Source organism: Quadrisphaera sp. RL12-1S (assembly GCF_014270065.1).
Lineage (GTDB): Bacteria > Actinomycetota > Actinomycetes > Actinomycetales > Quadrisphaeraceae > Quadrisphaera.
This window is the reverse complement of the sequence record NZ_JACNME010000004.1, coordinates 90,775-112,211: the sequence shown is the minus strand read 5'-3', so window position 1 is coordinate 112,211 and position 21,437 is coordinate 90,775. Positions and strand designations below refer to the sequence as shown.

Genomic DNA, 21,437 nt, shown 5'->3' with positions numbered 1-21,437 from the left:
GCGCCGGGACACGGGCCGATCGAGGGGTGTGCCGAACCACCGCCGCAACACCCCGGACGACCGGCGCTCCAGCCGCCGCGGCACGGTGCTCGCGTGGGCGTCCGCGGCCGTGCTGACCGTCACCGCCGCGACCCTGACGGCCGGCAGCGCCGTCTCCGCCTTCACCGTCGCTGTGCGGAACGACCCCAACTCGGCCACGACGGGGACCCTGGTCCTGGTGGAGTCCTCCGACGGCACCTCCTGCGCCAGCACCGGGGCGGGGACCACCACCGACTCCGGGTCCTCCACCTGCTCGACCATCAACAAGTACGGCGGCGGCCTGCTCGTCCCGGGCGGGTCGAGCACCAAGACCGTCACCCTGACCAACCGGGGGAGCGTCGCGGCGACCGCGGCGACCCTCACCGCCGCGCCCTGCACGAGCGCTCGCGCCAGCGGCGCCACCGCCTCCGGCTCGGGTGACCTGTGCTCCGCACTGCGCGTGGACATCGCCACCACCGGTCCAGGCGGGGCGACCGTGTACACCGGTGCGCTCTCGGGCCTGTCCGGGACCACGGCGCTCGCCCCCGTGCCGGTGGCACCCGGAGCGTCGCTGACGGTCGTGGTGAGCGTGACCTTCCCCTCCACCGGTGCTGACAACACCGTCCAGGGACTGACCGCCTCACAACCCCTGACGTGGACGTTCTCCTCCTGACCGGGTCCGGGCCCCAGCGGCGCAGCGCCCCGCCCCGACACGCCCGGCACGCCCGACCGGTCCCCGGGGCGCTCTCCCGCGGGCGGCGCACCCCGGTGGCCGTGACGGTGTGCCTGCTGCTCACCGCGCTGGCCGTCGCCGCGGTGGTGGGCTCCGGAGCCCGGCTGTGGGTCATCGAGTCACCCTCGATGGGGTCAGCGGCCCCCGTCGGGTCCCTGGTGGTCACGACGCCGGCCCCGCTCGGCGGCCTGGTGCCGGGGGACCTCGTCGCGTTCGTGCCGCCGCAGGACGGCGCAGCCGTCCACGTGCACCGCGTCGCGCGCGGGGCGGACGGGCAGTGGCGCACCCGGGGGGACCTGAACACCGCCGAGGACCCCTGGCCGCTGGAGCGGGCCGCGCTGGTGGGGCGGGTGGCCGTGGTCCTGCCCGCCGCCGGGTTCGCCCTGCGCGCCCTGCCGCTGCTGCTCGCGGCGCTCGCGGCGGGAGCAGCCGCGAGGGGCCTGCCCGCCAGCTGGCGCGGACCGGCGCGCCTGGCCGCCTGCTCGGTCGCGTTCCTGGTCACCACGGTGCTGGTGCACCCCTGGGGCGGGTCGGCGGTGGTCCTCGGCCCAGCCGGTCACGACGTGCGGGTGGTCTCCACCGGGCTGCTGCCGCAGCACGTCACCGCCACGGCGGTCGTGGGCGGCCAGCAGGCCGTCGTCGGCCAGGTCGACCTGCGCTACGGCCAGGTGGCGTCCCTCCGCGTGCCGCGGCGCTGGGAGGGCGCTGTCCTGCAGCTGCGCGCGAGTCCCTCCGTCGCCGCGGCGCTGCGGCCGTGAGCAGCACCGGGCGCGGGCGCGCACCCACCGCCGTGGCGATCCTCCTCACCGTGCTCCTCGCCGTGCTCCTCGCCGTCTCGGCGCCGGGGGCGAGCTCGGCCTTCACCGCGGCGACGGCCTCCCCCGCGACGACGACGACGGCGACCTCGAGCACGTGGTTCCGCTGCCAGGACGCCGCCGTCGACGCGCGGGCGCAGCACCGCGCCCCCCTGCTGTGGTCCCTGCAGGACGGCAGCACGGCCGCGCTGAGCGGTCGTGGTGCCGGCGGCGCGGCGGCCTACGCCGGTGGGGTCTGGGACACCGGCACCACCAGGGGGTCCACCACCGACGGACCGTGCCCCAGAGACGCCCAGACCACCGGCGGGACCGGGCGCGCCGTGGCCCTCGGGACCGGCTCGGGGGGTGCCCAGATGCAGTACGCGACCAGCATCGCCGCCGACGCCGTCCTCAGCGTCCAGCTGTGGTTCCGCACCACGACCCGCCAGGGACTGCTCGTCGAGGTGCGAGACGCCGCCCCGGCCGCCGGGGCCCCGGTGGTGCGCGACAGGGTCGTCTTCCTCGACGGCAGCGGGCGGGTGGTCGCCGGGGTGGCGCCGTCGGGCTCCGCCCGCGTCGTCCTGCGCACCGCGGTCGGGGTGGACTGGGCGGACGGCCGCTGGCACCACGTCGCGCTGGTGCAGTCCCCCGCCGGCCTGCGGCTCTACCTGGACGGCCAGCTGCGCGCGGACGACCCGGCGGGGTCCAGGGGGAGCGCCTACACCCGGGCCGTCCTGCGGGTGGCCCAGGACGACCTGTCGTCCTGGGCGTCCGCCGGAGCCGGGCCCGGACAGCTCGTCGGCGACCTCGCGTGGTTCAGCGCCTACCAGGGCGAGCTGTCAGCGCAGGAGGTCCTGGAGCAGTGCCGGGCGGGCCGCTCCGCCCAGGCGCTGGCCAGCACGGGTGCTGCCCCGGGGGTCGCCGGCTGCCCCGCCTGATCGGCCGGCCGGCCGATCACCCGGCGCACCCCCCGGTGACGCCGTGCCGGGCGGCGTTGGCGTGGGCGGCGTCGCGGACGTACTGGGCCAGCCCGGGGGCGACCGCCTCGTAGGTGGCGGTGAAGCGCGGGTCGTCCACGTAGAGCTGGCTCACCGACCGGTGCATCGCGTGGTCCATGTCGTAGAAGCGCTCGCACACGTGCAGGCGGTGCCGCTCGGCCACGGCGGTGGCGGCGTCGCCGTCGGCGGGCTCCCCCGCGGCCAGCAGCTCGGCGAAGGCGGCGTTGAGGGCGTCGCCCTCGGCCTTCACCTGCTCCCAGTCCGCCTTCGTGTACGCCGCGGTGCGCTGCTGCGACTGCGCCCACTGCTCGGTCCGCCCCCAGCGCTCGTGCGCCTCGACGGCGTAGTCCTCGCTGAACGAGTCGCCGAACAGCTCGCGCTGCTCGGCGGGGGTCAGCTGGATCCCGGTCATCCTCGCCTCCAGTGCTCTCTCGATCGCCGCGAGGAGGTCTGCGTCCTCCCGCAGCCGGGCCGTGACCGCGTCGCGCTGGCGCCGCAGGTGGTCGACGAGCTCCTCGCCGTCGGCCGCCAGCAGCGCACCGACCTCCTCCAGGGAGAACCCGAGGCGGCGGTACACGACCACCGCCTGCAGCCGCTCGACGTCGTCGGCGGAGTACAGGCGGTAGCCCGCGGGGGTGCGCCCCGAGGGGCGCACCAGCCCGACGGCGTCGTAGTGGTGCAGCGTGCGGACGCTGACGCCGGTCAGCTCGGCCACGCGGCCCACGGTGAGGTGCGGTGCGGTCACGAGGACCACCGTGGGCCCTGACGTCACGTGAGGGTCAAGCCCCGCCCACCGCTCGTCCTGGAGACGGGCTGCTCGAGCGGCACCTGGCGGTGACCGCCGTGGTGCAGGTCTGGTGAGCCGGCGAGCGCGGCTGCTGCAGCGGCCGCTGGCGCGGTGTGCAGCGGTGTGCACCGGTGCGGCAGCGCACCGCTGGTGGTCGCTGCGCGCCAGACTGCGGACATGACCCCGGTCCCGGCGGTGTGGGGAACGGCTGGAGCGCCGTGCGATCGACCGTGGCGTGGGCGGCGCTGGTGGTGGTCGTGGGTGCGGGTGTGCTGGGCACCTCCCGGTGGGTGACCGCTCCGCTGGCCCCTGCCGCGCTGGACGGCAGCCGCTGAGGTCCCGGGCGCGGCCGAGTGCGCCGAGCCGCTGTCAGCTGCGCCCCCCGGGGGCGCAACGACGGCGGCTCAGCGCGGTCCACCCGGTGCCGGCGGCGAGCAGGACCGCTGCCGCCGCGAGGGCGAGCACCCCCGGGCTCGGCAGGCCCGGACCGCAGGAGGCCCCGCCGCCACCGCCTGCGGTCCCGCCGCTGCTCGACCCACCGGCGCAGGCGTCCGCCGGGGTGCAGCAGGCGTACGCCGCAGCGGTCTCGGCACGGGAGACGGCGAAGTCCGCCTGCACCTGCGCCAGGCTGCGCGGGCCGAGCGCGGTGTCCCACGACTGGGTCCGCAGCGGGGTCACCACGCCGTCGACCAGCGTGAAGAACTCCCCCTCCGACGGCACCTGCACCAGCGCCACCGCCGTGGTGTCGAGGAACGCCCGGGCTCCGAGCGGGTCGGGGTTGGTCCCCGACGAGCGGACGGCACCACTGTCGTCGAGGTACGTCTGCTGCCACCCCGCGGGCTCGCCGTCGACCTCGTACCCCGCGACCCACGCTTGCTCCGCGCGCACCGGGTCACCGGTGCTGCGCCCCTCCACGAACTCCTGCGTGAACGTGAAGAGCTGGTGGACCGTGCCCGCGCGCACCTGCCCGCTCCCACCTCCGGCGGCCACGACGAGCTGGCGCAGGAGCTCCCCGTCGTAGGCGGCCTGCACCTGCGGTGGGACCGTCCCCACCGCCGTCACACCGGCCGGCGGACGGCCGGCTGCGCTGGCCGGCCCCGCGCCCACCCCCGCGACGACCAGGACGACGACGAGCGCCGCCAGCGCCCGCGCCGCCGCTGCGCGGCCCACCAGCCGTCGACCACCCACCGCGCTGGCCTCCTGTCAGACGCGCCCCGTCATCGGGGCCTCCGCGTGCACGACGCCGCCGTCGTCGTCCTCGTTGCAGCGCAGGAGCAGACGCGCCCTTTGAAGCCGCTCGCTAGAACGGCGGCTCGGCGGGGAAGCCGCGGGTGGGGTCGACCGGCCTGCGCACCGGACCGGTCGCCGGCACCCGCGGTGGTGGTGCCCACGCGCGGTAGCGCGGGATCGGGTCGGTGTACGGCCGGGGGCGGGTGACGTGGTCCAGGCCGAGGGGGGAGCGCCAGTGGGCGTGCCCGGCGGTGCACCGCCAGTGCTGCCAGCGCGCGCTCCACGCCACGCCGGCGGCGGTGCGGGCATCCCCGGCGTGCTTGCGCCGGTGCCAGCGGCGGGACTTGGGGTCCAGGTTGCACGCGCACGTCGGACCGCCCTGGCCGGGCAGCTGCCCCCAGGGAGTGACGTGGTCCAGGTCCGCCTGGTGGGCGGGCAGGAGGTCCCCGGGACCGGTGGAGGTGCCCCACAGCGCGCTGAGGTGGCGGCGCAGCGCCTCGGGTGGGTCGTGAGGGCCGCCGCCGATGGCTCCCAGGGGGCAGGTGGCGGGGTCGACCGGCTCACAGGTCCCCGCCGTGCAGGGATCGGCAGGCTCACCAGCACCACCGACGTCGGGATGGGTGTCGAGATCTGGTGGTGGCAGCTGCTGGATCGGTCGGCCCTTGAAGAACCCGGCCCGCCTCCCACCGGTTGTCGGAGCCGGCGGTGGCTGCTGCGGTGGCTGCTGCGGTGGCTGCTGCGGTGGTGGTCCGCCGTCGCCACCCGGACCACCCGGACCGTCGGGGCCGGGGGTGTCGGGGCCGGGGTCGGTCAGCCAGGAGGCGGGGTAGGTGTGCCCGTCCACGGCGATGAGGTCACCGGTGAAGGGATCGGTCAGCACCCGCCGCAACCGGCACCCACCCCAGCGCAGGCCCGCCCGGACCAGCCACGGCGGCACCCACCCGTACCCCTCGACGTACCCCGGATCCTCGTCCACCCCGACCAGCGCGGGCAAGGAGATGCGGATCTCCACGCTCGTGCCCGCGGCCCACCCCGCGCTGGAGGCGTCCAACGCGCTCGGGCGCACCGCGCTCAGCGCGGTGACGGCGGCGTCGAAGGCGTGCGCGCCCAGGGGCCGCTCATCAGGCTGGTCGGCGTCATCGGCGTAGGGGTCCCCACCCCCGGGGGCGGGCTCACCCCGGCGGGCGGCGTCGCGGGCGGCGGCCAGGTTCGCCCTGGCCGCCGCTCGCACCTTCAGTGCTACCGCGGCCACCGCGGTGACCGGTCCGATCAGGCTCAGCTTGGCCTGCCCGTCGCCCAGCGCGGTGTAGCACACCCGCCGTGCGCTGGTCTTGCGCGCAGCCCGCTCGGTCGCCGCCGCAGGGTCGTGCAGGTGCACCTGGTGGTCGACCTCCTCGCGCAGGCTCGCCAGGGTCAGCTCCACCCCGACCGCCTCGGGGCCGAACAGGTGCTCGTCGATCGTCGCCGCCGCCACCGGGTCCACCTCGGCGAGGCGGTTGGCGGTCGCGGTCAGCCCCGCCATGCTCAGCTGCCCCGCAGCCAGACGGTCCAACGCGTGCGGCATCACCGCCACCACCCGCGCGGCCAGCAGCACCTGCGCGCGGGCGGTGTACTCCGTCCACCCCAGCGCCGGAGCCAGCTCAGCGACCAGGTCCTCCAACCCCTCCGCAGCCACCGCCTGCGCTTGGGCGGCGAACGCCGCACCCACGCCACCGCCACCGTCGTCGAGGAGGGCGGGACCGCGGCGGGCGCGGCGGTACAGCGGCGCCAACGCGGCGAGGTCTTCGATCCGCTCGGCCTGGATCGAGCCGATGAGGGCTTCCTTGGTGCGCATCCGGGTCAGCACCCGCGCGGCGGTGGCCACGTCCTCGCGCTCGGCGCGCACCGCCGCGACCAGCGCCCGACCGGCCTCGTCCTGGCCGGCCAGCCAGCAGCAGAAGGCGAACACGACGGCGTCGGTGGCATCGTCGGGACCAGGCACGGGGCGCAGGTGCTCATCGAGGTGGTCGTAGGCGCAGCGCAGTTCGGTCTCACTCAGCTGCGCAGGGCCGGGTAGGCGACCGGCGGCTTCCACGGCGTCGCGAGCGGGTCGGTGGCGCTCCGGGCGCGGTCCGCGCAGCGGTGGCCGGGTCATCACCCCGGTGACGCGGCGCCGGCGGCGGCGCCTGGGCAGCGGCAGTGGAACCCCAGTGGCGTCGGTGGCATCGGCAGCACCAGCGACATGGGCAGGTGGGGGCGTCTGCTCGGGGCGCCCGTCCACCTGGCTCATGCCGGTGATCTTACCGTACAGGTGTTCGGGTGGGCAAGTCAGGAACAGCCTCTGACCTGGTCCTGAGCGACCCCAGGCGCCTCTCTGCGGCCCGACCGGGGCACCAAGGGGTTCCCCTGCGTCGGCGTCGCCGAAGCCCCGCAGCGCCCGTGCGGACCTGTGGCCGCCATCGCGTGGGCAGCGGGCCGTGCACCTGACCGCGATGCCTGCGCGAGCACCACCTGGAGGGCTCGCCCAGCCCACCAGGTGGTGCGATCACGAGCAGCGCTCTCCCGCCCCGGCGTGCTAGACGGCCGAGCGCTGCAGGGAGCGGGCGTGGGACCGCAGCGACCACAGCGACACCGTCAGCGACGTGAGGTCGTGCGGGGCGTCGTCGTCCTCGGTGCGCACCGCCACGTCGCGGAACCTGTCGCGCATCGCCGCCACCCGGTCGGTGACGCTGCCGGGCGCGGGCTGCTCGCGCAGGAGCGCCTGGGTGAGCTCGCGGTGCACGCTGTAGAGGTCGTCGCGCAGCGAAGCCCGCGCGAGCACCTGCCAGCCGTCCTCGCGCGGCAGCGCGCTGATGCCCAGCAGCAGGGTCTCGATGTCGTAGGCGCGCGAGATCTCGAACCAGGCCCGCGCGACGAGGTCGACGTCGTGCCTCCCGCGGGTGGCGATGTCGATGATCTCCAGCAGCGGGAACAGGGACAGCAGGGCGGCCGTGCGGCGCGCCTCGCCGGAGGGCACGCCCAGGGCCACCAGCTCGGCGGTGTCGCCCTCGACGGTGCGCAGGTCGGCGCCGCCGATGAGGCCGTCCACCGCGGGGGCGAGGCGGGCGACCTGCGGGGCGAAGCGCGCGACCTCCGCGGGCACGTCGACGCCCTCGGGCCGGGTGTGCAGCAGCCAGCGGACGGCCCGGTCGAGCAGCCGCTGGTGCACCGAGCGCAGGCGCACCTGCGCGGCCACGGGCACGCGCCCGTCCAGCTCCTCCACCGCGGCGGCGCGCTCGGGCAGGCCGAACACCCGGGCGGCCACCACGAAGGCCCGCACCACGTCGGCGGCCTCGGCCCCGGTCTCCTCCGCGGCGCGGAACGCGAACGTCAGGCCTCCCAGGCCCACCACGCGGTTGACCAGCACGGTGGTGGCGATCTCGCGGCGCAGCGGGTGGTCGGCGAGGTGGTCGCCGAAGCGCTCGCCGAGCTCGGCGGGGAAGTAGCCGCGCAGGGTCGCCGCGACCCACTCCTCGTCCGGCAGGGAGCTGGCCAGCACGGCCCGACCGAGGGTGATCTTCGCGTGGGCGATGAGCACCGACAGCTCCGGCGCGGTCAGCCCGCCGCCGTCACGGGCCCGGCGGTCCAGCTCGGCCGGGGTGGGCAGCGCCTCCAGCTGCAGGTCCACCACCCCGGTGCGGTCCAGCTCGGCCAGGAACCGGCGGTGGGCCGGGAGCAGGGCGGGCGCCAGGGCGCCCTCCACGCTCAGCGCGACGTTCTGGTCGTAGTTGTCGCGCAGCACCAGGTGGCCGACCTCGTCGGTCATCCGCAGCAGCGTCGCGTCGCGGTCGGCGCCGTCCAGCTGCCCGCGGGCCACCAGCTGGTCCAGGAGGATCTTGATGTTGACCTCGTGGTCGCTGCAGTCGACGCCCGCGGAGTTGTCGATGGCGTCGGTGTTGAGCTTGACGCCCCGGCCCTCGCACCCGAGCTGGGCCGCCTCGATGCGCCCCCGCTGGGTCAAGCCGAGGTTGCCGCCCTCCCCCACCACGCGGGCGCGCAGGTCCCGACCGTCGATGCGGATGGCGTCGTTGGCCTTGTCGCCCGCGTCGGCGTGGCTCTCGGTGGAGGCCTTGACGTAGGTGCCGATGCCGCCGTTCCAGAACAGGTCCACCGGAGCCGCGAGCACCGCCCGCAGCAGGTCCACCGGTGACAGCGCCGTGGTGGAGGGGTCCAGGCCGAGCCGGCGCGCCACCTGCGGGCTGACCGGCACCGACTTGGCGGTGCGGGAGTGGACGCCGCCGCCCGCGGAGATCAGGGAGCGGTCGTAGTCGGCCCAGGACGAGCGCGGCAGCGCGAACAGCCGCGCTCGCTCGGCGTGGGAGACCCCGGGGTCGGGGTCGGGGTCGAGGAAGACGTGCCGGTGGTCGAACGCCGCGACCAGGCGCACCTGCTCGGACAGCAGCATCCCGTTGCCGAACACGTCACCGCTCATGTCCCCCACGCCCACCACCGTGAAGGGCTCGGTCTGGGTGTCGTGCCCGAGCTCGCGGAAGTGGCGGCGCACGCTCTCCCACGCCCCGCGGGCGGTGATGCCCATGGCCTTGTGGTCGTAGCCGACGGACCCGCCGGAGGCGAACGCGTCGCCCAGCCAGAAGCCGCGCGCCAGGGCGATCTCGTTGGCGGTGTCGGAGAAGGTGGCGGTGCCCTTGTCGGCGGCCACCACGAGGTAGTAGTCGTCGCCGTCGTACCTCACGACGTCGGCCGGCGGCACCACCTCCCGGACCAGGCGGCCGTCCTCGCCCTCGGTGGTGCGCAGGTCGTCGGTGACGTCCAGCAGCCCCGAGATGAAGGTGCGGTAGCAGGCGGTGCCCTCCGCCCACCAGCCCTCGCGGTCGCGGGCCGGGTCCGGCAGCTGCTTGGCCACGAAGCCGCCCTTCGCGCCCGTCGGCACGATGACGGCGTTCTTGACCACCTGCGCCTTGACCAGGCCGAGCACCTCGGTGCGGAAGTCCTCGCGGCGGTCCGACCAGCGCAGCCCGCCGCGCGCGACCTCGCCGTAGCGCAGGTGCACGCCCTCCACCCGCGGGGAGTACACCCACACCTCCGCGTGCGGGGCCGGCTCGGGCATCCCTGCCACGAGCCGCGGCGCCAGCTTGAAGGACAGGTGCGCAGGCGGCTGGCCGTCCGGGCTGTGCTGGTCGTGCTGGTAGGCGTTGGTGCGCACCACGGCCCTGACCACCGACAGCAGGGAGCGCAGCACGCGGTCGGCGTCGAGGCTCTCCACCCGGTCCAGCGCAGCGCCGACCTCCTCCTCGAGGGCGTCGACGAGGTCGGCGCGGTCCTCACCGCCGGAGCGCAGGGGCGCGAAGCGCGCCTCGAAGAGGTTCACCACCAGGCGCACCACGCCGGTGGACGCCAGCAGGACGTCCGCGACGCCCTCGGGGCTGTACGCCAGCCCCACCTGGCGCAGGTACTTCGTCCACGCCCGCACCAGGGCGACCTGCCGCCAGGTCAGCCCGGCCGCGAGGACCAGGCGGTCCAGCGAGTCGGTCTCGGCCTGGCCCTGGGCCACCGCGGCGTAGGCGTCGCAGAAGCGGCGCCCCTGCGCCCGGGTGTCGACGCCCGGGCGGGTGCTCCGCTCCGGGAAGCGCAGCCGCAGGTCCTCGATCCACACGCGCCGCCCGTCGGCGTCCTGCAGGCGGTGCGGGACCTCCTCGAGCACCTCCACCCCGAGGTTGGTGAGCACCGGCATCATCGAGGTCAGCGTCTCCGGGCGGGAGCGGTAGAACACCAGGCGCCGGTCGGTGGGCGGTGCGTCGTCGTCGCGGCGCAGCTCCAGGACGGGGCGGCCCTCGGGGCCGTCCAGCACCTCCTGGCAGCGGCGCAGGTCCACGAGGGCGTCGGCGGGCGCCGTGGTGGAGCGGTAGGAGTCGGGTATCCCGTCCGCCCACCGCGCCACGCGCTCCTCGTCACCGGGCTCGGCCTCCTGCGCCGCCTCGACCAGCGCGTCCTGCCAGGACCGCGTGAGGGCCGCCACGGAGCGCTCCAGCGCGGAGCGGTCGAGCTGGTCGGTGCCGACCAGCCGCTGCCCCTCACCGGCGCGGACCACGTAGTGCAGGCGCGCCAGCACAGACTCCGAGACCTGCAGCGTCTGCTCGACCTCCGCCCCGCCGAGGGCCTCCAGCAGGCGCTGCCCGACCCGGTGGCCGACCCCGGTCGTGTAGCGGTCCCGCGGCAGGTAGACCAGGCACGAGACCACCCGGTCCTGGCGCTCGTGGCGCAGGAACAGGCGGGTCCGGCGGCGCTCCTTGAGGTCGAGCACGGCCAGGGAGGTCTCGGTGATCCACGTCGCGTCGGCCTGCAGCAGCTCGTCGCGCGGGAGGGTCTCCAGCACGCTGATGAGGTCGCGCCCGGCGTGGTCCTGAGACCGCACGCCCGCGCGGCGCAGCACCGTGCGCACCTTGTCCGCGACCACCGGCACGTCCAGGAGCGGCTCGTTGCGCGCCGAGGAGGTGAACAGCCCCAGGAACCGGTGCTCGCGCACCACCCGGCCCTGGTCGTCGACCAGGCGGACGGCCACGCAGTCCAGGTGCGAGGGCCGGTGCACGGTGGCGCGGGCGGAGGCCTTCCAGACCACCAGCACCGGCGCGGGACCGCCCCGCTCGCCGGTCTCGGCCTCCAGGCCCCGGCGGGCCGGCCGGAACCTCGAGACGCCCAGCGCACCGGCCTCGCGGCCGTCCAGCACCGTCCGCCCGGTGGGACCGGAGCCGTCCTCGGCCGCCCGCGCGTCGTAGACCCGGTGCCCCAGGAAGGTGAACCGGTCCTGCGCCATCCAGGACAGGAACGCGGCGGCGCGGCGGCGCTCGTCCTCGTCGCCGCCGGCGGCCGGGTCCTCGACCAGCGCGGTGGCCAGCTCCTGGGCCCGCCGCCGCATGGGGTCCCAGTCCTCCACGGCCGCCCGGACGTCCTGCAGGACCCCGCTGACGGCCTCGACGAGGCGGGCACCACCGGGGTCCTCCCCGTCCAGGCTCACCTCGGCCTCGATGTGGCTCTCGGTGATGGTGCCGTCGCCGTCCTCCGCCGTGTCGACACCCCCGGCGGGCCGGGCCTCCACGAGCAGGCCCTGCGCGTCGCGCCGCACGAGGTGGCGCGGGTGGGACAGGCGCCGGATCGAGCGCCCCGAGTGCGCCAGCACCGCCAGCACGCTGTCCACGAGGAAGGGCATGTCGTCGGTGACCACGCGCACCGTCGTCGTCCCCGAGGTCACCGTCGCCCCCGGGTGGTCCTGCGCCCACACGCGGGCCCGCCCGGGCTCGCGCACCGCGTCCAGCACCCCCTCAGGGCGGCCTTCCGGCGCTGCCTGCTGAGACATCTCCACGACCACTGCTCGCTCCTCGTCAGCCCACGCCCGCACGCCGCTGTGCGGGAGCACACCCCCACCCTCCACCGCGCGCCGTGGCCACCGCACACCGCCCACCCCGACCGCCACCCGGTGGGCGGTCGCCCAGGAGGACGACGACGGCGGACGCGGGCCTCTGGCAGGGTGGGCGACCGTGCCCGACAGCACGGCCCAGCCCACCGCCAGCCCGCTGCGGCGCACGCCCCGCGGCGGGACGCCCCACCCCGGGCGGGTCATCGCCGGCGGGTTCGCGGCGGCCATCGCCGTGGGGACCCTGCTGCTGTCGCTCCCCGTGGCGCACACCGACGGCGGCGCGGACGTGCTCGTCGCGGTCTTCACCGCCACCTCCGCGGTGTCCGTGACGGGCCTGTCCATCGTCGACACCGGCACCGCGTGGACCACCTGCGGCCACCTCGTGATCATGCTGCTGGTGCAGCTGGGAGGCCTCGGCATCACCACCGCGGCCACGCTGCTGGCGCTGCTGCTCTCGCGCCGCCTGGGCCTGCGCGCGCGGCTGGTGGCGCAGGCGGAGTCGCGCTCGCTCAGCGCCGGTGACGTCCGGGGCGTCATCCGCACGGTCTTCGCGTTCAGCCTCGTCTCGGAGGCGGTCTTCGCCGTCCTGCTGTTCGGCAAGTGGGCCCTGCTGGACGGCGAGCCGGTGCTGCGCACCGCGTGGCGCGCGGTGTTCTACGCGGTCATGGCCTTCAACAACGCGGGCTTCTCCCTGGCCAGCGACAGCCTCGAGCGCTACGCCGAAGACCCGGTGACCCTGCTGCTCATCTGCGCCGCGACCCTGCTGGGCGGCCTCGGCTTCCCCGTGGTCTTCGAGCTGGCCCGCGGCGGCCTGCGCGACGGCGGCTGGCGCCACCCCCGCTCGTGGTCGGTGCTCACCCGCATCACCGTGACGGTGACGTTCTGGCTGCTCGCCGTGGGGACGGCGCTCATGGCCGTCTTCGAGGTCCCCAACCCCGGCACCCTCGGCGGGCTCGGCCCGGTCGACCAGGCGGTCGGTGCCTTCACCCTGGCCGTCATGGCCGGCTCAGCCGGGTTCAACGCCGTGCCCATCGGCGCCATGACCCCCGAGGGGATGCTCGTCACCGACGTCCTCATGTTCATCGGCGGCGGCTCGGCCAGCACCGCCGGCGGCATCAAGGTCACCACCTTCGGGCTGCTCGCCGCCGTGCTCTGGGCGGAGCTGCGGGGAGACGAGGACGTCGAGGTCGGCCGGCGCCGCGTGCCCGCCACCACCCAGCGGCAGGCGCTCGCGGTGGCCCTGCTCGGCATGGGCCTCGTGGCCGTCGGCACGCTGGCGCTGCACACCACCACCGACCAGCCCACCGACATCGTGCTGTTCGAGGCGGTCTCGGCGTTCGGCACCGTCGGGCTGTCCACGGGGGTGACCGCCGACCTGCCGCCGGCGGCGCACGTGGTCATCGTGGTGCTCATGTACATCGGGCGCATCGGCCCGCTGACCCTGGCCTCGGCGCTCGCCCTGCGCGAGCGCGCGAAGCTCCACCACCTCCCCGAGGAGCGGATGATCGTTGGCTAGACGAGCAGACCCCGTCGCCGTGCTGGGCCTGGGCCGCTTCGGCACGGCCCTGGCCCTGGAGCTGCACCGCGGGGGCACCGAGGTGATCGGGGTGGACGCCCGCGCCGACGTCGTCCAGTCGCTGTCCGGGGTGCTCCCCCAGGTCATCACCGCGGACACCACCGTGCCGGAGGCGCTGCGCGAGATCGGCATCCAGGACTTCCCGCGCGCCGTGGTGGGCATCGGCACGCACCTGGAGGCGAGCATCCTCACCACCGCCGTCCTGGTGGACCTGGAGGTGCCGACCATCTGGGCCAAGGCGCTGTCCGACCAGCACGCCACCATCCTGCGGCGGGTGGGGGCCCACCACGTGGTGCTGCCCGAGCAGCAGATGGGCGAGCGCGTCGCGCACCTGGTCTCCGGGCGCATGGAGGACTGGGTGGAGCTGGGTCCGCAGTGGGTGCTGGCCAAGACCCGGCCGCCGCGGGACCTGGTGGGCGTGCCGCTCGGTGAGTCCAAGCTGCGCTCGCGCCACCGCGTGACCGTGGTGTCGGTGAAGCCGGAGGGCTCGGGCCAGTACACGCACGCCGGCTACGACACCGTGCTCAGCTACGGCTCGGTCATCGTCATCGCCGGCAAGCCGTCTGACGTGGAGCGCTTCGTCGAGCTGGACTGACCGCCGGGCCCTGCGCCGGGACACCGGCGGCGAGGTGCGGCGCGGGGAGCGGCGAGTCGGGGCGCTCTGCCGCCTCCCTTCCAGCGTGTTGTGGGGCATGATCAGCTGCTCTGGGACTGCCCGTCGCCCGTCGAGGGTCGACGCTGACCGGATCGGTGGAGAAGACCGTGACGAAGCACGTGAAGGCGCCCGGCCGATGGCTCCTCCTCGCCGCGGTGGTCATCGGCACCAGCCTCGGCAGCGGGCAGGTCGGTGAGGGTCCGCTGCACCTCGGCGGAGGGGGCAGCGGGGTGCTGTGCTCACCGCTTCGCGAGGGAGGGTCGATCCTCCTCGGCGAAGTCGTCCAGGTGCCGCAGGGGCCGATCACCGTGGAGGCGCTGGGCCTCGTCCACCCCGAGGGCCTGAGGGTGGTCGATGCCGTGGTCTTCCCCATCGACGGCCTGGGGATCGGCAGCTCCGTCGGCCCGCCGGTCGACATCCCGTCGTGGAGAGGGCGCGTGCCTGCCGCCGGGGCTCAGCTGGCGGCGGGCACGACCTACGACGTGGTCGTGGAGGTGTCTCGACTGAGCGACGCGGATGCTTCGGCACAGGCGATGTCCATGACCTACAGCGCCAGGGGCGTGGAGCACTCCACGGTGGGGACCACTCGCTACGAGCTGAAGGACGCGTGCTCCTGATGTGCCCCGGAGCCTCCGGTCGGCCAGCTCCTCGTAGAGCGTGACGGGGTCGGCAGAACGGCGACGGCTCGGGTCGCCCGGCCTCGCTCGACGGCAGTCCACCGAACGCCGCGGTGCTCGTCGGGCCCGCCGGTAGGTGGCCTCCACTCCGTCTCTGAACGGATCCCCCTGCGACGGGCTGGCTGGGCAGAGGCGTTCACCGTCAACAAACAGCCCTTGGCGCCGCGTCAGACCGACTGCAGTCTGGTGCTGTGGACCTCACAACGGCTGAACAGGCGCTGCAGACCGCCCAGCGCAACGGTGACGTCGATGCCCTGGACGGGCTGCTGCACCCGCGCCTCGTGGCGGCGGGCCCCGACGGCGGAGTCTTCACCAAGGCTGACGACCTCGAGAGCCATCGCAGCGGCGCACTGCGCGTGCGGAGCCTGGTCCAGGAGACCCTCGACGTCGACGAAGGCCCCACGACGGGCCGCACGCGCATGACGGCCCTCGTGGAAGCTGAGCAGGGGGGATCCGTGATCAGCGCACGGCTGGTCTACAACCGCCTCTGGGTGCGTGACGGGGAGACCTGGCGGGTGCTGGCCGCCACGTTCGGTCCCGCGTAGGGCCAGCGCGCACCTGCCCTGTCGACGACCTCCGCCCGCACGCTGCGGCTCTCGTCATGCGCCGATGGCAACGTTCGCTGGTCGTCGCAGAGGGGATCGCCGCCCGGACCGGTCGGCCCTGCGGATCCCGTCACCGCTGCTGCGTCGGCAGCAGTGCAGGTGCCGTCCCATGCAGCCGTCGATCGAGCCACCTCGGCCACCGCAGGCGGCGTCGGTCCCACTCCCACATCGCCCTCGCGTTGACGAAGCTCGCTGGGTCCGCGGTGGTGACCCGAGATGGTGAACGTGCGTGGGCCGCCTGCAGCAGTTCCCGAAGACGGACGAGGTCACGCTGTCCGGTCGCAGTCAGAACGGGCACCTCGTGGTGCCGCTCCCCGGTGAGTCCCACGCTGTAGACCTCGCCGTCCAGGCCGTAGACGCCGAGGTACTCCTCGCCGCGGACGTCGATGGCTTCCATGTCGCGAGCGGCCTCAGCGGCGGTGGCGTAGTAGTCGACCTCTCCGTCTCGGTCGATGACGAGCACGACAGTCCTTGCGTCGAGCACATGGGCACAGCGTCGGCGCTGGTCTGCGGCCATGGCAGTGATGGTGCCGCAAGTCCGCTGAGGTAGGCCGCCCCGGAGCGGCAGCCGCACGCTTGGTGACCGCCATCCGGACGTCCCGGCGCACCTCGACAGGACGCCGCCCGGCCCGTCCGTCGCAGAGAAGGACGCTCGGGGTGGTCATTCGGCTGGATCGAGCACGATCTTGAGCTTGGGTGGGGCAGTGGTGCTCTCCCCGTTGCCCATCACCAAGGTGGCCTGCGCGCTGCTGGCGCCGGCGGCTGCGCTGGTAGCGGGCGCACTCGTCGTCGACCCGCCGGTCCCCGTGCTCAGCCAGGCTGCGGCCCTACCCCTGGCGGTGCTGGCAGTCGTGGTGCTCGTGCGTTCACCACGTCTGCAGGTCCGTTGCGACTCACGCGGCGTCACCGTCCACGGGATCTTGTGGTCGCGGACGATCCCGCGTCATGCCGTCGTGGCCGTCACCGACTGGCCAGCGGTCACGTGGCGCGATGCGGATGGTCGGCGGCGTTGGACACCCATCACCTTCCTTCCCATCAGCGGGCGTGTGGCTGGCTTCGTGCTGCGACACAACCAGAACGAGATCGCTCGCCTGCGCACGTGGACGCACTGAGATCAGCGGCAGGCTGACCACCGCCTTCCGGGGCGCCTGCGGAGTCGGAGTGCATGATCTCCGTGCGCTGCGAGTCCATGTGGCGGCTCATCTGTCCGGGTGCTGTCGGGGCAGCTGCACCTGCACCAGAGGTCAGCGGGGGCGGAGACCGTGGTGGTGCTGGGTCCGCAGGTCGTACACGTCGTGCCCCGGGGTGTGGAGCACCGCCCGGTCTCTGTGGAAGGGGCGGTGATCGTGATGGTGGAGCCGTCGGCGACGTTGTCGACGGGTGACTACGCCGGACCGGTCACAGACCACGTCACGTCCACGCGTGGGTTGCCCTTGACCTGAAGGGCCGGCGGCCCGGTAGCCGACCGTGTACCGGACGCCGTAGGCCTTTCGGCTCGCTCCACCGGCCGACGGCGCAGTTCGTCGCAGATGGGATCACTCACCGGCCAGCGGAAGCAGCAGCACTCATCAGTGCTCGCCGACGCGACGCGCCGCCGTCGGGCTCAGACCGCATCCCGCAACGGCATCATCAGGCCCGTCGAGTCCGCGAACTCCGCAAGGAACTCCAGGTGGCCGTCGTCCTCGGCTCCCGGGGCCAGTTCTGCGCGGCAGTGCGCCACCCACGCTTCAAAGTGCTGCTGGGCTGACTGCCGGTTCCCGGCGCCCAGGTGCATCCGCACGGCCAGCAAACGGTCCGGGCCAGCGCCGGCATCACCGCAGATGTCGCGGGAGTCCACGGGCGCGGCCTCGAGCTGCTCGAGGATGGACTGCCGCGTGCTGAAGCGCTGCAGCCACGGCAAGGCGTCGCTGTGCAGCAGCTGCACCTGCAGCTCTGCCATGGACTGCGGGTCGTGCAGGGGGAACATCCAGTTCAAGGCCGGGTCATCGCTGACGAGCCCCTCGCGGATGTCGCAGTCGTAGTCGTTCACCCACTCCTTCACGGCCTGGCCGGTGACGGCCGTTGGGTCGTGATCGCTGCGGCGGCCGTGTTGGAGCTGCCAAGACTCGGCGATGTAGACCCCGAGCGAGACGTCGAACAGGCCCCGCAGGTTCATGTGCACCCCAGGGACCTCCTCGACGCCGGGCGGGTCAGCAGGGCCGAGCTGGTACTTGATGACGTGGACGAGGCCGCGCTCGACGGTGCGGTTGAAGGTGTGTCGGCGCTTGCGGAACCCCGCGGCGGTGAGCACCGGGTGGACGTGGGCCACGACCTCGCGCATCGCGTCGGCTTGCGGTGTCCCCACTCCCCCAGCATGCCTCCCGCTCACGCCGGCGTCACTGGATGTGCGGCCGACCGCGCGACACTGAGGCCCTCGTCGGTCCAGTCCTGGCAGGCCGAGGACGGCACACGGCTGGTGCTCTTGACCGGGCCAGTGGTCCGTCCACGTCTGGTTTGAGGATCACTTGGCGGCATACGGTGCCAGCGGCAGTCCCGATCGCCGTCCGGTCAGCCGCCGGCGTGCTTGTCACCGGTGACGGACCCACACGCCCGGCTCGTCAAGGCGCCCTGCGTCCTCATCGACCTCGATGCGCAGAGTTGAGAGTGCCCCAGCAACGACGTAGTCGCCGCTGGCGAGAAGGTCCAGTCCGCTCCAGGTCTGCCACTGCTCGACCGAGCCGAGGAAGCACTGAGAAGCCGCCGTGGTCGACAGCTTCTTGGCGCCCATCCGCTCGTGAGCCCTCAGCCAGGGGCCGAAGGCGTCCCCGTCCGGTCGGCGCCACCGCGCGTAGACCTCGATCGGGATCAGCGGGTAGCGGTGCTTGCCGGTCAGGCGCAGCGGCGCGACCACCCTGCGCAGCCCCTGCTCGGCCGCGGTCTGGATGAGGTGGGCCAGCAGATGGGCCGCTGTGCCGGCGAGGGCGCAGGAGGGGTGGACCTGAGCAGCGCAGATCACCAGCGTGTCGGCCACCGCCCCGCGGGTGCGGTCATCCAGGGACCGGACGAGAGCGTCGCTGTACCCGGCCGGCAGTCGCTCGGTGTCGCCGTCCCAGACGATGGGGACGCCCCAGGCGGCGCCGGCGAGCTGCTCGTCGTGGTCGTACCCGGCGGGGCGGGTGAGGGCCACCTGCAGGTCGGGGAAGGTGGCGTGGACGTCGGGCAGGGCTGCGGCGGCGATGGGGTCTGCGTCGATGTAGGGGGGCCAGGTGCCGGCGAAGAGGTCTTCCCACTGCTGGGGTGTGCGGGGTCGGTCGGTGACGAGCTCGGCGGTGAGGTCCTCGGTCACGGCGCAGGTCTACAGGGATGGGTAGGCGACGGCGAGTCGCTGGCGTCTCGTTGACCATCCTCGACCGGGCACCCTCCTGGTGCGGAGGGCGGCGGCGGTCATCCCCCGTCGAGGACGTCCAGCCGAGACCGAGTGGCCCAGTGCCCGTAGGTGGCAGCTGCCAGAGGCGCGAAGACGTCCAGCACCTCCCGGCGCCCCCCTGGGCGCAGGGAGGCGATGAACTCCTCAGCCACCGCCTCGAGGGCCGCGTCTTCAAGAACTGCTCCAGGGGCAGGAGCCAACGCGCGTGCCGCTGCGGCAGCGGCCTCGACGTCGTAGTCGGTGCGCCGCCACTCGACGCCGGGCCCCAGCAGCATCCACGAGGCACTGGGGTGGTCGAACGGCTTGCCCACGCTGCCGGCGTTGACCCAGCGCACCGCGCCCGCGACCCGTTCGGTGGGCAGGTGGGTGTGCCCGCTGACCGCGAGCAACGGGTAGAAGTCCTCGACGCCACCCTGCCCACTGGACGCGAATGGCCGCGGCAGCAGCGCTTGCAACGCCTCCGCTGCGACGTCGTCGTCGGTGGTCTCCAGGACGATCTCCTCATCGCTGCGGGCAGTGGCGTGGAAGAGCTCCACCTCACCGAGCCCGGCGACGGTCAGCCTGGTCCGCAGAGGAGCCGACCCGATCAGGTCTCGCTCCTGCCGCCGGATCTGCGAGGCGGCCCACGTGACCATCGTCCGCGCGGGAGGCGGGACGTCATCGGTCCAGCCGGGGCGCTGGTCGTAGGCGTCAGCGACCATGCGGTCCCCGTTGCCACGGACCGAAACCACCGGAAATCCCGCTGCGAACAGCTCCTCGACGGTCTCCACCGGCCAGGGACCGGCCACCAGGTCCCCGAGGTTGACGATCACGTCGGCTCCAGCCCGTCGCACGTCCTGCAGGACTGCGCGCAGCGCGAAGGGGTTGGCGTGAACATCGGACAAGACGGCTGCACGCACCACCATCTGCGAACACTACGAGCGATCACCGGTGGGCAGCCTCAGTTGTTCATCCGGGCGTCGCGGACGCCCGTCCGGTCACTCCGTCGACGACGTGAGCGCGGACTGCCACCGCGACTGGCCGGGGACGTAGTCGTACTTCCCGGGATTGGCGGCGTACACCGCCAGGCGGGACCCTGCGGAACTGCGCACCAGCGGCGCGAAGGGCAAGTTCCCCTGGCGTTGCACCAGTTCCGCTCGACTCTCGATGAAGATCAGCTGGTGGTCGTCACGGTCGACGATGCCGCCCTCGTCAACGGTGTAGGCGGCGACGTGGGCTCCTTGGTGCTGCAGGGCAGGCAGGTAGTCCCCGAACCACGCCCGCAGCCCAGCCTCGGAGTCGCAGCCACACAGCAGGGGGTCGCCAACGTCGCGATGACGGGCGAAGAGTCCCATGTCGCGGGGTTCGGGCAGGGTGGCGCTGTGCTCGTGGTCCATGAAGCGCACGAGCTCCTCGGCTTCGGCTGTCAGCCAGTGCGAGGTGTAGGGACCCAGCCACGTGAAGCGGTACCCGGGCACCTGAGGCATCTCCAGCCGCCACGCAGTGATCAGCACACGAGGACTGTAGGCGCGGGCCGGTAGTCAGCGTCTGAGCGCTGACCGAGACCATCGCTCTGCGAGCATGCGGATCATGCCGGTGGTGAGGATCGACAAGGCCGACATCGCTTTCGAGGAGGCAGGTGAGGGCGCTGCCATCGTCTTCTCACACGCCGGCATCGCCTACCGGCGAATGTGGGACGGGCCCTTCACCGCACTAGCGGCCGACCACCGCGTCATCCGCTACGACTGGCGTGGGTACGGAGACTCCGATCCAGCGCGGGGCGACTACGCACACCACGAGGATCTGCTGGGGCTCCTGGACGCCCTCGGCGTCCAGGACGGCGTGCTGGTGGGCTGCTCGATGGGCGGAGGCTATGCCTTGCAGGCCGCGCTGGAGGCCCCTGAGCGCGTCGCTGGCCTGGTGCTGATCAGCTCCGGGGTACTCGGGCATGCCTGGCCCCATGAGTGGCAGCAGCAGGTGCGCGAAGAGCTCCTGGCCGCCGTCCCGGAAACGCGGCTGCGGGCCTACGCCGCTGGCACGGCCACGCAGATCCTCTCCGAGGACATCCATGCCATGGCTGAGGTGCAGGCGCGGATCATGGTGGCCGGCCCGCGGCGCACCGCAGCCGACGTGGACGCCGTCGTGTGGGACCAGGCGTTGGTCATGCTCGAGAGGATCTTCGAGCGCGAGTGGAGCGAACATCCAGTCCCCGAGCGCGTCCCTGCGCTGCTCGCATCCGACAGGCTGGTCGAGATCTCCGCTCCAACGCTGGTCATCAACGGCCTGGAGGACGTACCCGCCATCCAAGCGGTCTCGGACCTGCTCTCCGAGGGGATCCCCGGCGCGCAGCGCCTCGACCTCGCCGATACCGGTCACCTGCCGCCGCTGGAGCGACCCCAGCAGGTCACGCGGGCGATACAAGACTTCTTGGCTGAGCCGGCCAACGTGCCGGCGAGTCCGTAGCCACCACTCATCGGGCACCTCAAGGACTCCTCGGCGACGGGCAGCTCACCGTGCTGCTCGTCGCAGAGACGACCACTGACCACCCGCCTCATGGCTCATCGCGACTCCCTGGCGCTCGGGGCTGGC

Annotated in this window: 18 protein-coding genes; 9 read left to right on the top strand and 9 right to left on the bottom strand. The window is 73.9% G+C overall.

Annotated elements, in window-relative coordinates; all coding sequences use genetic code 11:
• Positions 1-28 precede the first annotated feature (28 nt).
• Genes H7K62_RS09065 through H7K62_RS23745 form a run of 3 tightly spaced genes read left to right on the top strand, consistent with a single transcriptional unit; the run spans position 29 to position 2,483 of the window.
• Positions 29-691, top strand: a complete 663-nt coding sequence (locus tag H7K62_RS09065; RefSeq protein ID WP_186717636.1) for a hypothetical protein — start codon at positions 29-31, stop codon at positions 689-691.
• Positions 673-1,509: a S24/S26 family peptidase gene (locus H7K62_RS09060; protein ID WP_186717635.1), complete on the top strand. Its 837-nt coding sequence runs from the start codon at positions 673-675 to the stop codon at positions 1,507-1,509. Before H7K62_RS09065 ends, H7K62_RS09060 begins: the two co-directional genes overlap by 19 nt.
• On the top strand, positions 1,506-2,483 hold the full coding sequence (locus H7K62_RS23745; RefSeq protein ID WP_186717634.1) for a LamG-like jellyroll fold domain-containing protein: 978 nt from the start codon (positions 1,506-1,508) through the stop codon (positions 2,481-2,483). The genes H7K62_RS09060 and H7K62_RS23745 overlap by 4 nt, the downstream gene beginning before the upstream one ends.
• Positions 2,484-2,499: 16 nt before the next feature.
• Here the strand turns inward: H7K62_RS23745 and H7K62_RS09050 are convergent, their stop codons facing one another.
• The 4 genes from H7K62_RS09050 to H7K62_RS09035 all read right to left on the bottom strand — a co-directional run bounded on the left by H7K62_RS09050 (position 2,500) and on the right by H7K62_RS09035 (position 11,950).
• On the bottom strand, positions 2,500-3,288 hold the full coding sequence (locus tag H7K62_RS09050) for a MerR family transcriptional regulator (RefSeq protein WP_222437319.1): 789 nt from the start codon (positions 3,286-3,288) through the stop codon (positions 2,500-2,502).
• A gap of 411 nt (positions 3,289-3,699) precedes the next feature.
• Positions 3,700-4,518 (bottom strand): hypothetical protein, encoded by an 819-nt coding sequence (locus H7K62_RS09045; protein ID WP_186717633.1) that lies wholly within the window; start codon positions 4,516-4,518, stop codon positions 3,700-3,702.
• Positions 4,519-4,630: 112 nt separating this feature from the next.
• Positions 4,631-6,541, bottom strand: coding sequence for a hypothetical protein (locus H7K62_RS09040; RefSeq protein ID WP_186717632.1), 1,911 nt, complete (start codon positions 6,539-6,541; stop codon positions 4,631-4,633).
• Between the two features lie 573 nt (positions 6,542-7,114).
• The gene (locus tag H7K62_RS09035; protein ID WP_186717631.1) at positions 7,115-11,950 is read right to left on the bottom strand and encodes an NAD-glutamate dehydrogenase; all 4,836 of its coding nucleotides are present in this window, start codon (positions 11,948-11,950) and stop codon (positions 7,115-7,117) included.
• A gap of 121 nt (positions 11,951-12,071) precedes the next feature.
• Here H7K62_RS09035 and H7K62_RS09030 point away from each other — a divergent pair, with 121 nt between their 5' ends.
• The 4 genes from H7K62_RS09030 to H7K62_RS09015 all read left to right on the top strand — a co-directional run bounded on the left by H7K62_RS09030 (position 12,072) and on the right by H7K62_RS09015 (position 15,403).
• Entirely contained in the window at positions 12,072-13,466 is a 1,395-nt protein-coding gene (locus tag H7K62_RS09030; RefSeq protein ID WP_222437318.1) for a TrkH family potassium uptake protein, read from the top strand.
• Complete coding sequence (locus H7K62_RS09025; RefSeq protein ID WP_186717630.1) at positions 13,459-14,121, top strand: potassium channel family protein; 663 nt, start codon at positions 13,459-13,461, stop codon at positions 14,119-14,121. The genes H7K62_RS09030 and H7K62_RS09025 overlap by 8 nt, the downstream gene beginning before the upstream one ends.
• Before the next feature lie 167 nt (positions 14,122-14,288).
• Positions 14,289-14,798 (top strand): hypothetical protein, encoded by a 510-nt coding sequence (locus H7K62_RS09020; RefSeq protein WP_186717629.1) that lies wholly within the window; start codon positions 14,289-14,291, stop codon positions 14,796-14,798.
• Between the two features lie 251 nt (positions 14,799-15,049).
• The gene (locus H7K62_RS09015) at positions 15,050-15,403 is read left to right on the top strand and encodes a nuclear transport factor 2 family protein (protein WP_186717628.1); all 354 of its coding nucleotides are present in this window, start codon (positions 15,050-15,052) and stop codon (positions 15,401-15,403) included.
• A 130-nt stretch (positions 15,404-15,533) separates the two neighbouring features.
• Here H7K62_RS09015 and H7K62_RS09010 read toward each other — a convergent pair whose 3' ends face one another.
• Positions 15,534-15,980 (bottom strand): hypothetical protein, encoded by a 447-nt coding sequence (locus H7K62_RS09010; protein ID WP_186717627.1) that lies wholly within the window; start codon positions 15,978-15,980, stop codon positions 15,534-15,536.
• Between the two features lie 187 nt (positions 15,981-16,167).
• Here H7K62_RS09010 and H7K62_RS09005 point away from each other — a divergent pair, with 187 nt between their 5' ends.
• Positions 16,168-16,575, top strand: coding sequence for a hypothetical protein (locus tag H7K62_RS09005; RefSeq protein WP_186717626.1), 408 nt, complete (start codon positions 16,168-16,170; stop codon positions 16,573-16,575).
• Between the two features lie 491 nt (positions 16,576-17,066).
• Here H7K62_RS09005 and H7K62_RS09000 read toward each other — a convergent pair whose 3' ends face one another.
• From H7K62_RS09000 to H7K62_RS08985, 4 genes are all read right to left on the bottom strand, one after another.
• On the bottom strand, positions 17,067-17,783 hold the full coding sequence (locus H7K62_RS09000) for a DUF4304 domain-containing protein (protein ID WP_186717625.1): 717 nt from the start codon (positions 17,781-17,783) through the stop codon (positions 17,067-17,069).
• A 246-nt stretch (positions 17,784-18,029) separates the two neighbouring features.
• Complete coding sequence (locus H7K62_RS08995) at positions 18,030-18,788, bottom strand: hypothetical protein (protein ID WP_186717624.1); 759 nt, start codon at positions 18,786-18,788, stop codon at positions 18,030-18,032.
• A gap of 98 nt (positions 18,789-18,886) precedes the next feature.
• A complete protein-coding gene (locus H7K62_RS08990; RefSeq protein WP_186717623.1) occupies positions 18,887-19,774 on the bottom strand; it encodes a metallophosphoesterase family protein in 888 nt (295 codons plus the stop codon).
• A gap of 72 nt (positions 19,775-19,846) precedes the next feature.
• The gene (locus tag H7K62_RS08985; RefSeq protein ID WP_186717622.1) at positions 19,847-20,362 is read right to left on the bottom strand and encodes a hypothetical protein; all 516 of its coding nucleotides are present in this window, start codon (positions 20,360-20,362) and stop codon (positions 19,847-19,849) included.
• A gap of 76 nt (positions 20,363-20,438) precedes the next feature.
• Between H7K62_RS08985 and H7K62_RS08980 the strand changes: the two genes are divergently transcribed.
• The gene (locus H7K62_RS08980; protein ID WP_186717621.1) at positions 20,439-21,311 is read left to right on the top strand and encodes an alpha/beta fold hydrolase; all 873 of its coding nucleotides are present in this window, start codon (positions 20,439-20,441) and stop codon (positions 21,309-21,311) included.
• Positions 21,312-21,437: the final 126 nt, after the last annotated feature.

What these genes read in the sequence shown, in the direction of transcription:
- H7K62_RS09010 (WP_186717627.1), bottom strand. Translation starts at nt 15,980, where the DNA reads ATGGCCGCAGACCAGCGCCGACGCTGTGCCCATGTGCTCGACGCAAGG.
- H7K62_RS09000 (WP_186717625.1), bottom strand. Translation starts at nt 17,783, where the DNA reads ATGCGCGAGGTCGTGGCCCACGTCCACCCGGTGCTCACCGCCGCGGGG.
- H7K62_RS08990 (WP_186717623.1), bottom strand. Translation starts at nt 19,774, where the DNA reads ATGGTGGTGCGTGCAGCCGTCTTGTCCGATGTTCACGCCAACCCCTTC.
- H7K62_RS08980 (WP_186717621.1), top strand. Translation starts at nt 20,439, where the DNA reads ATGCCGGTGGTGAGGATCGACAAGGCCGACATCGCTTTCGAGGAGGCA.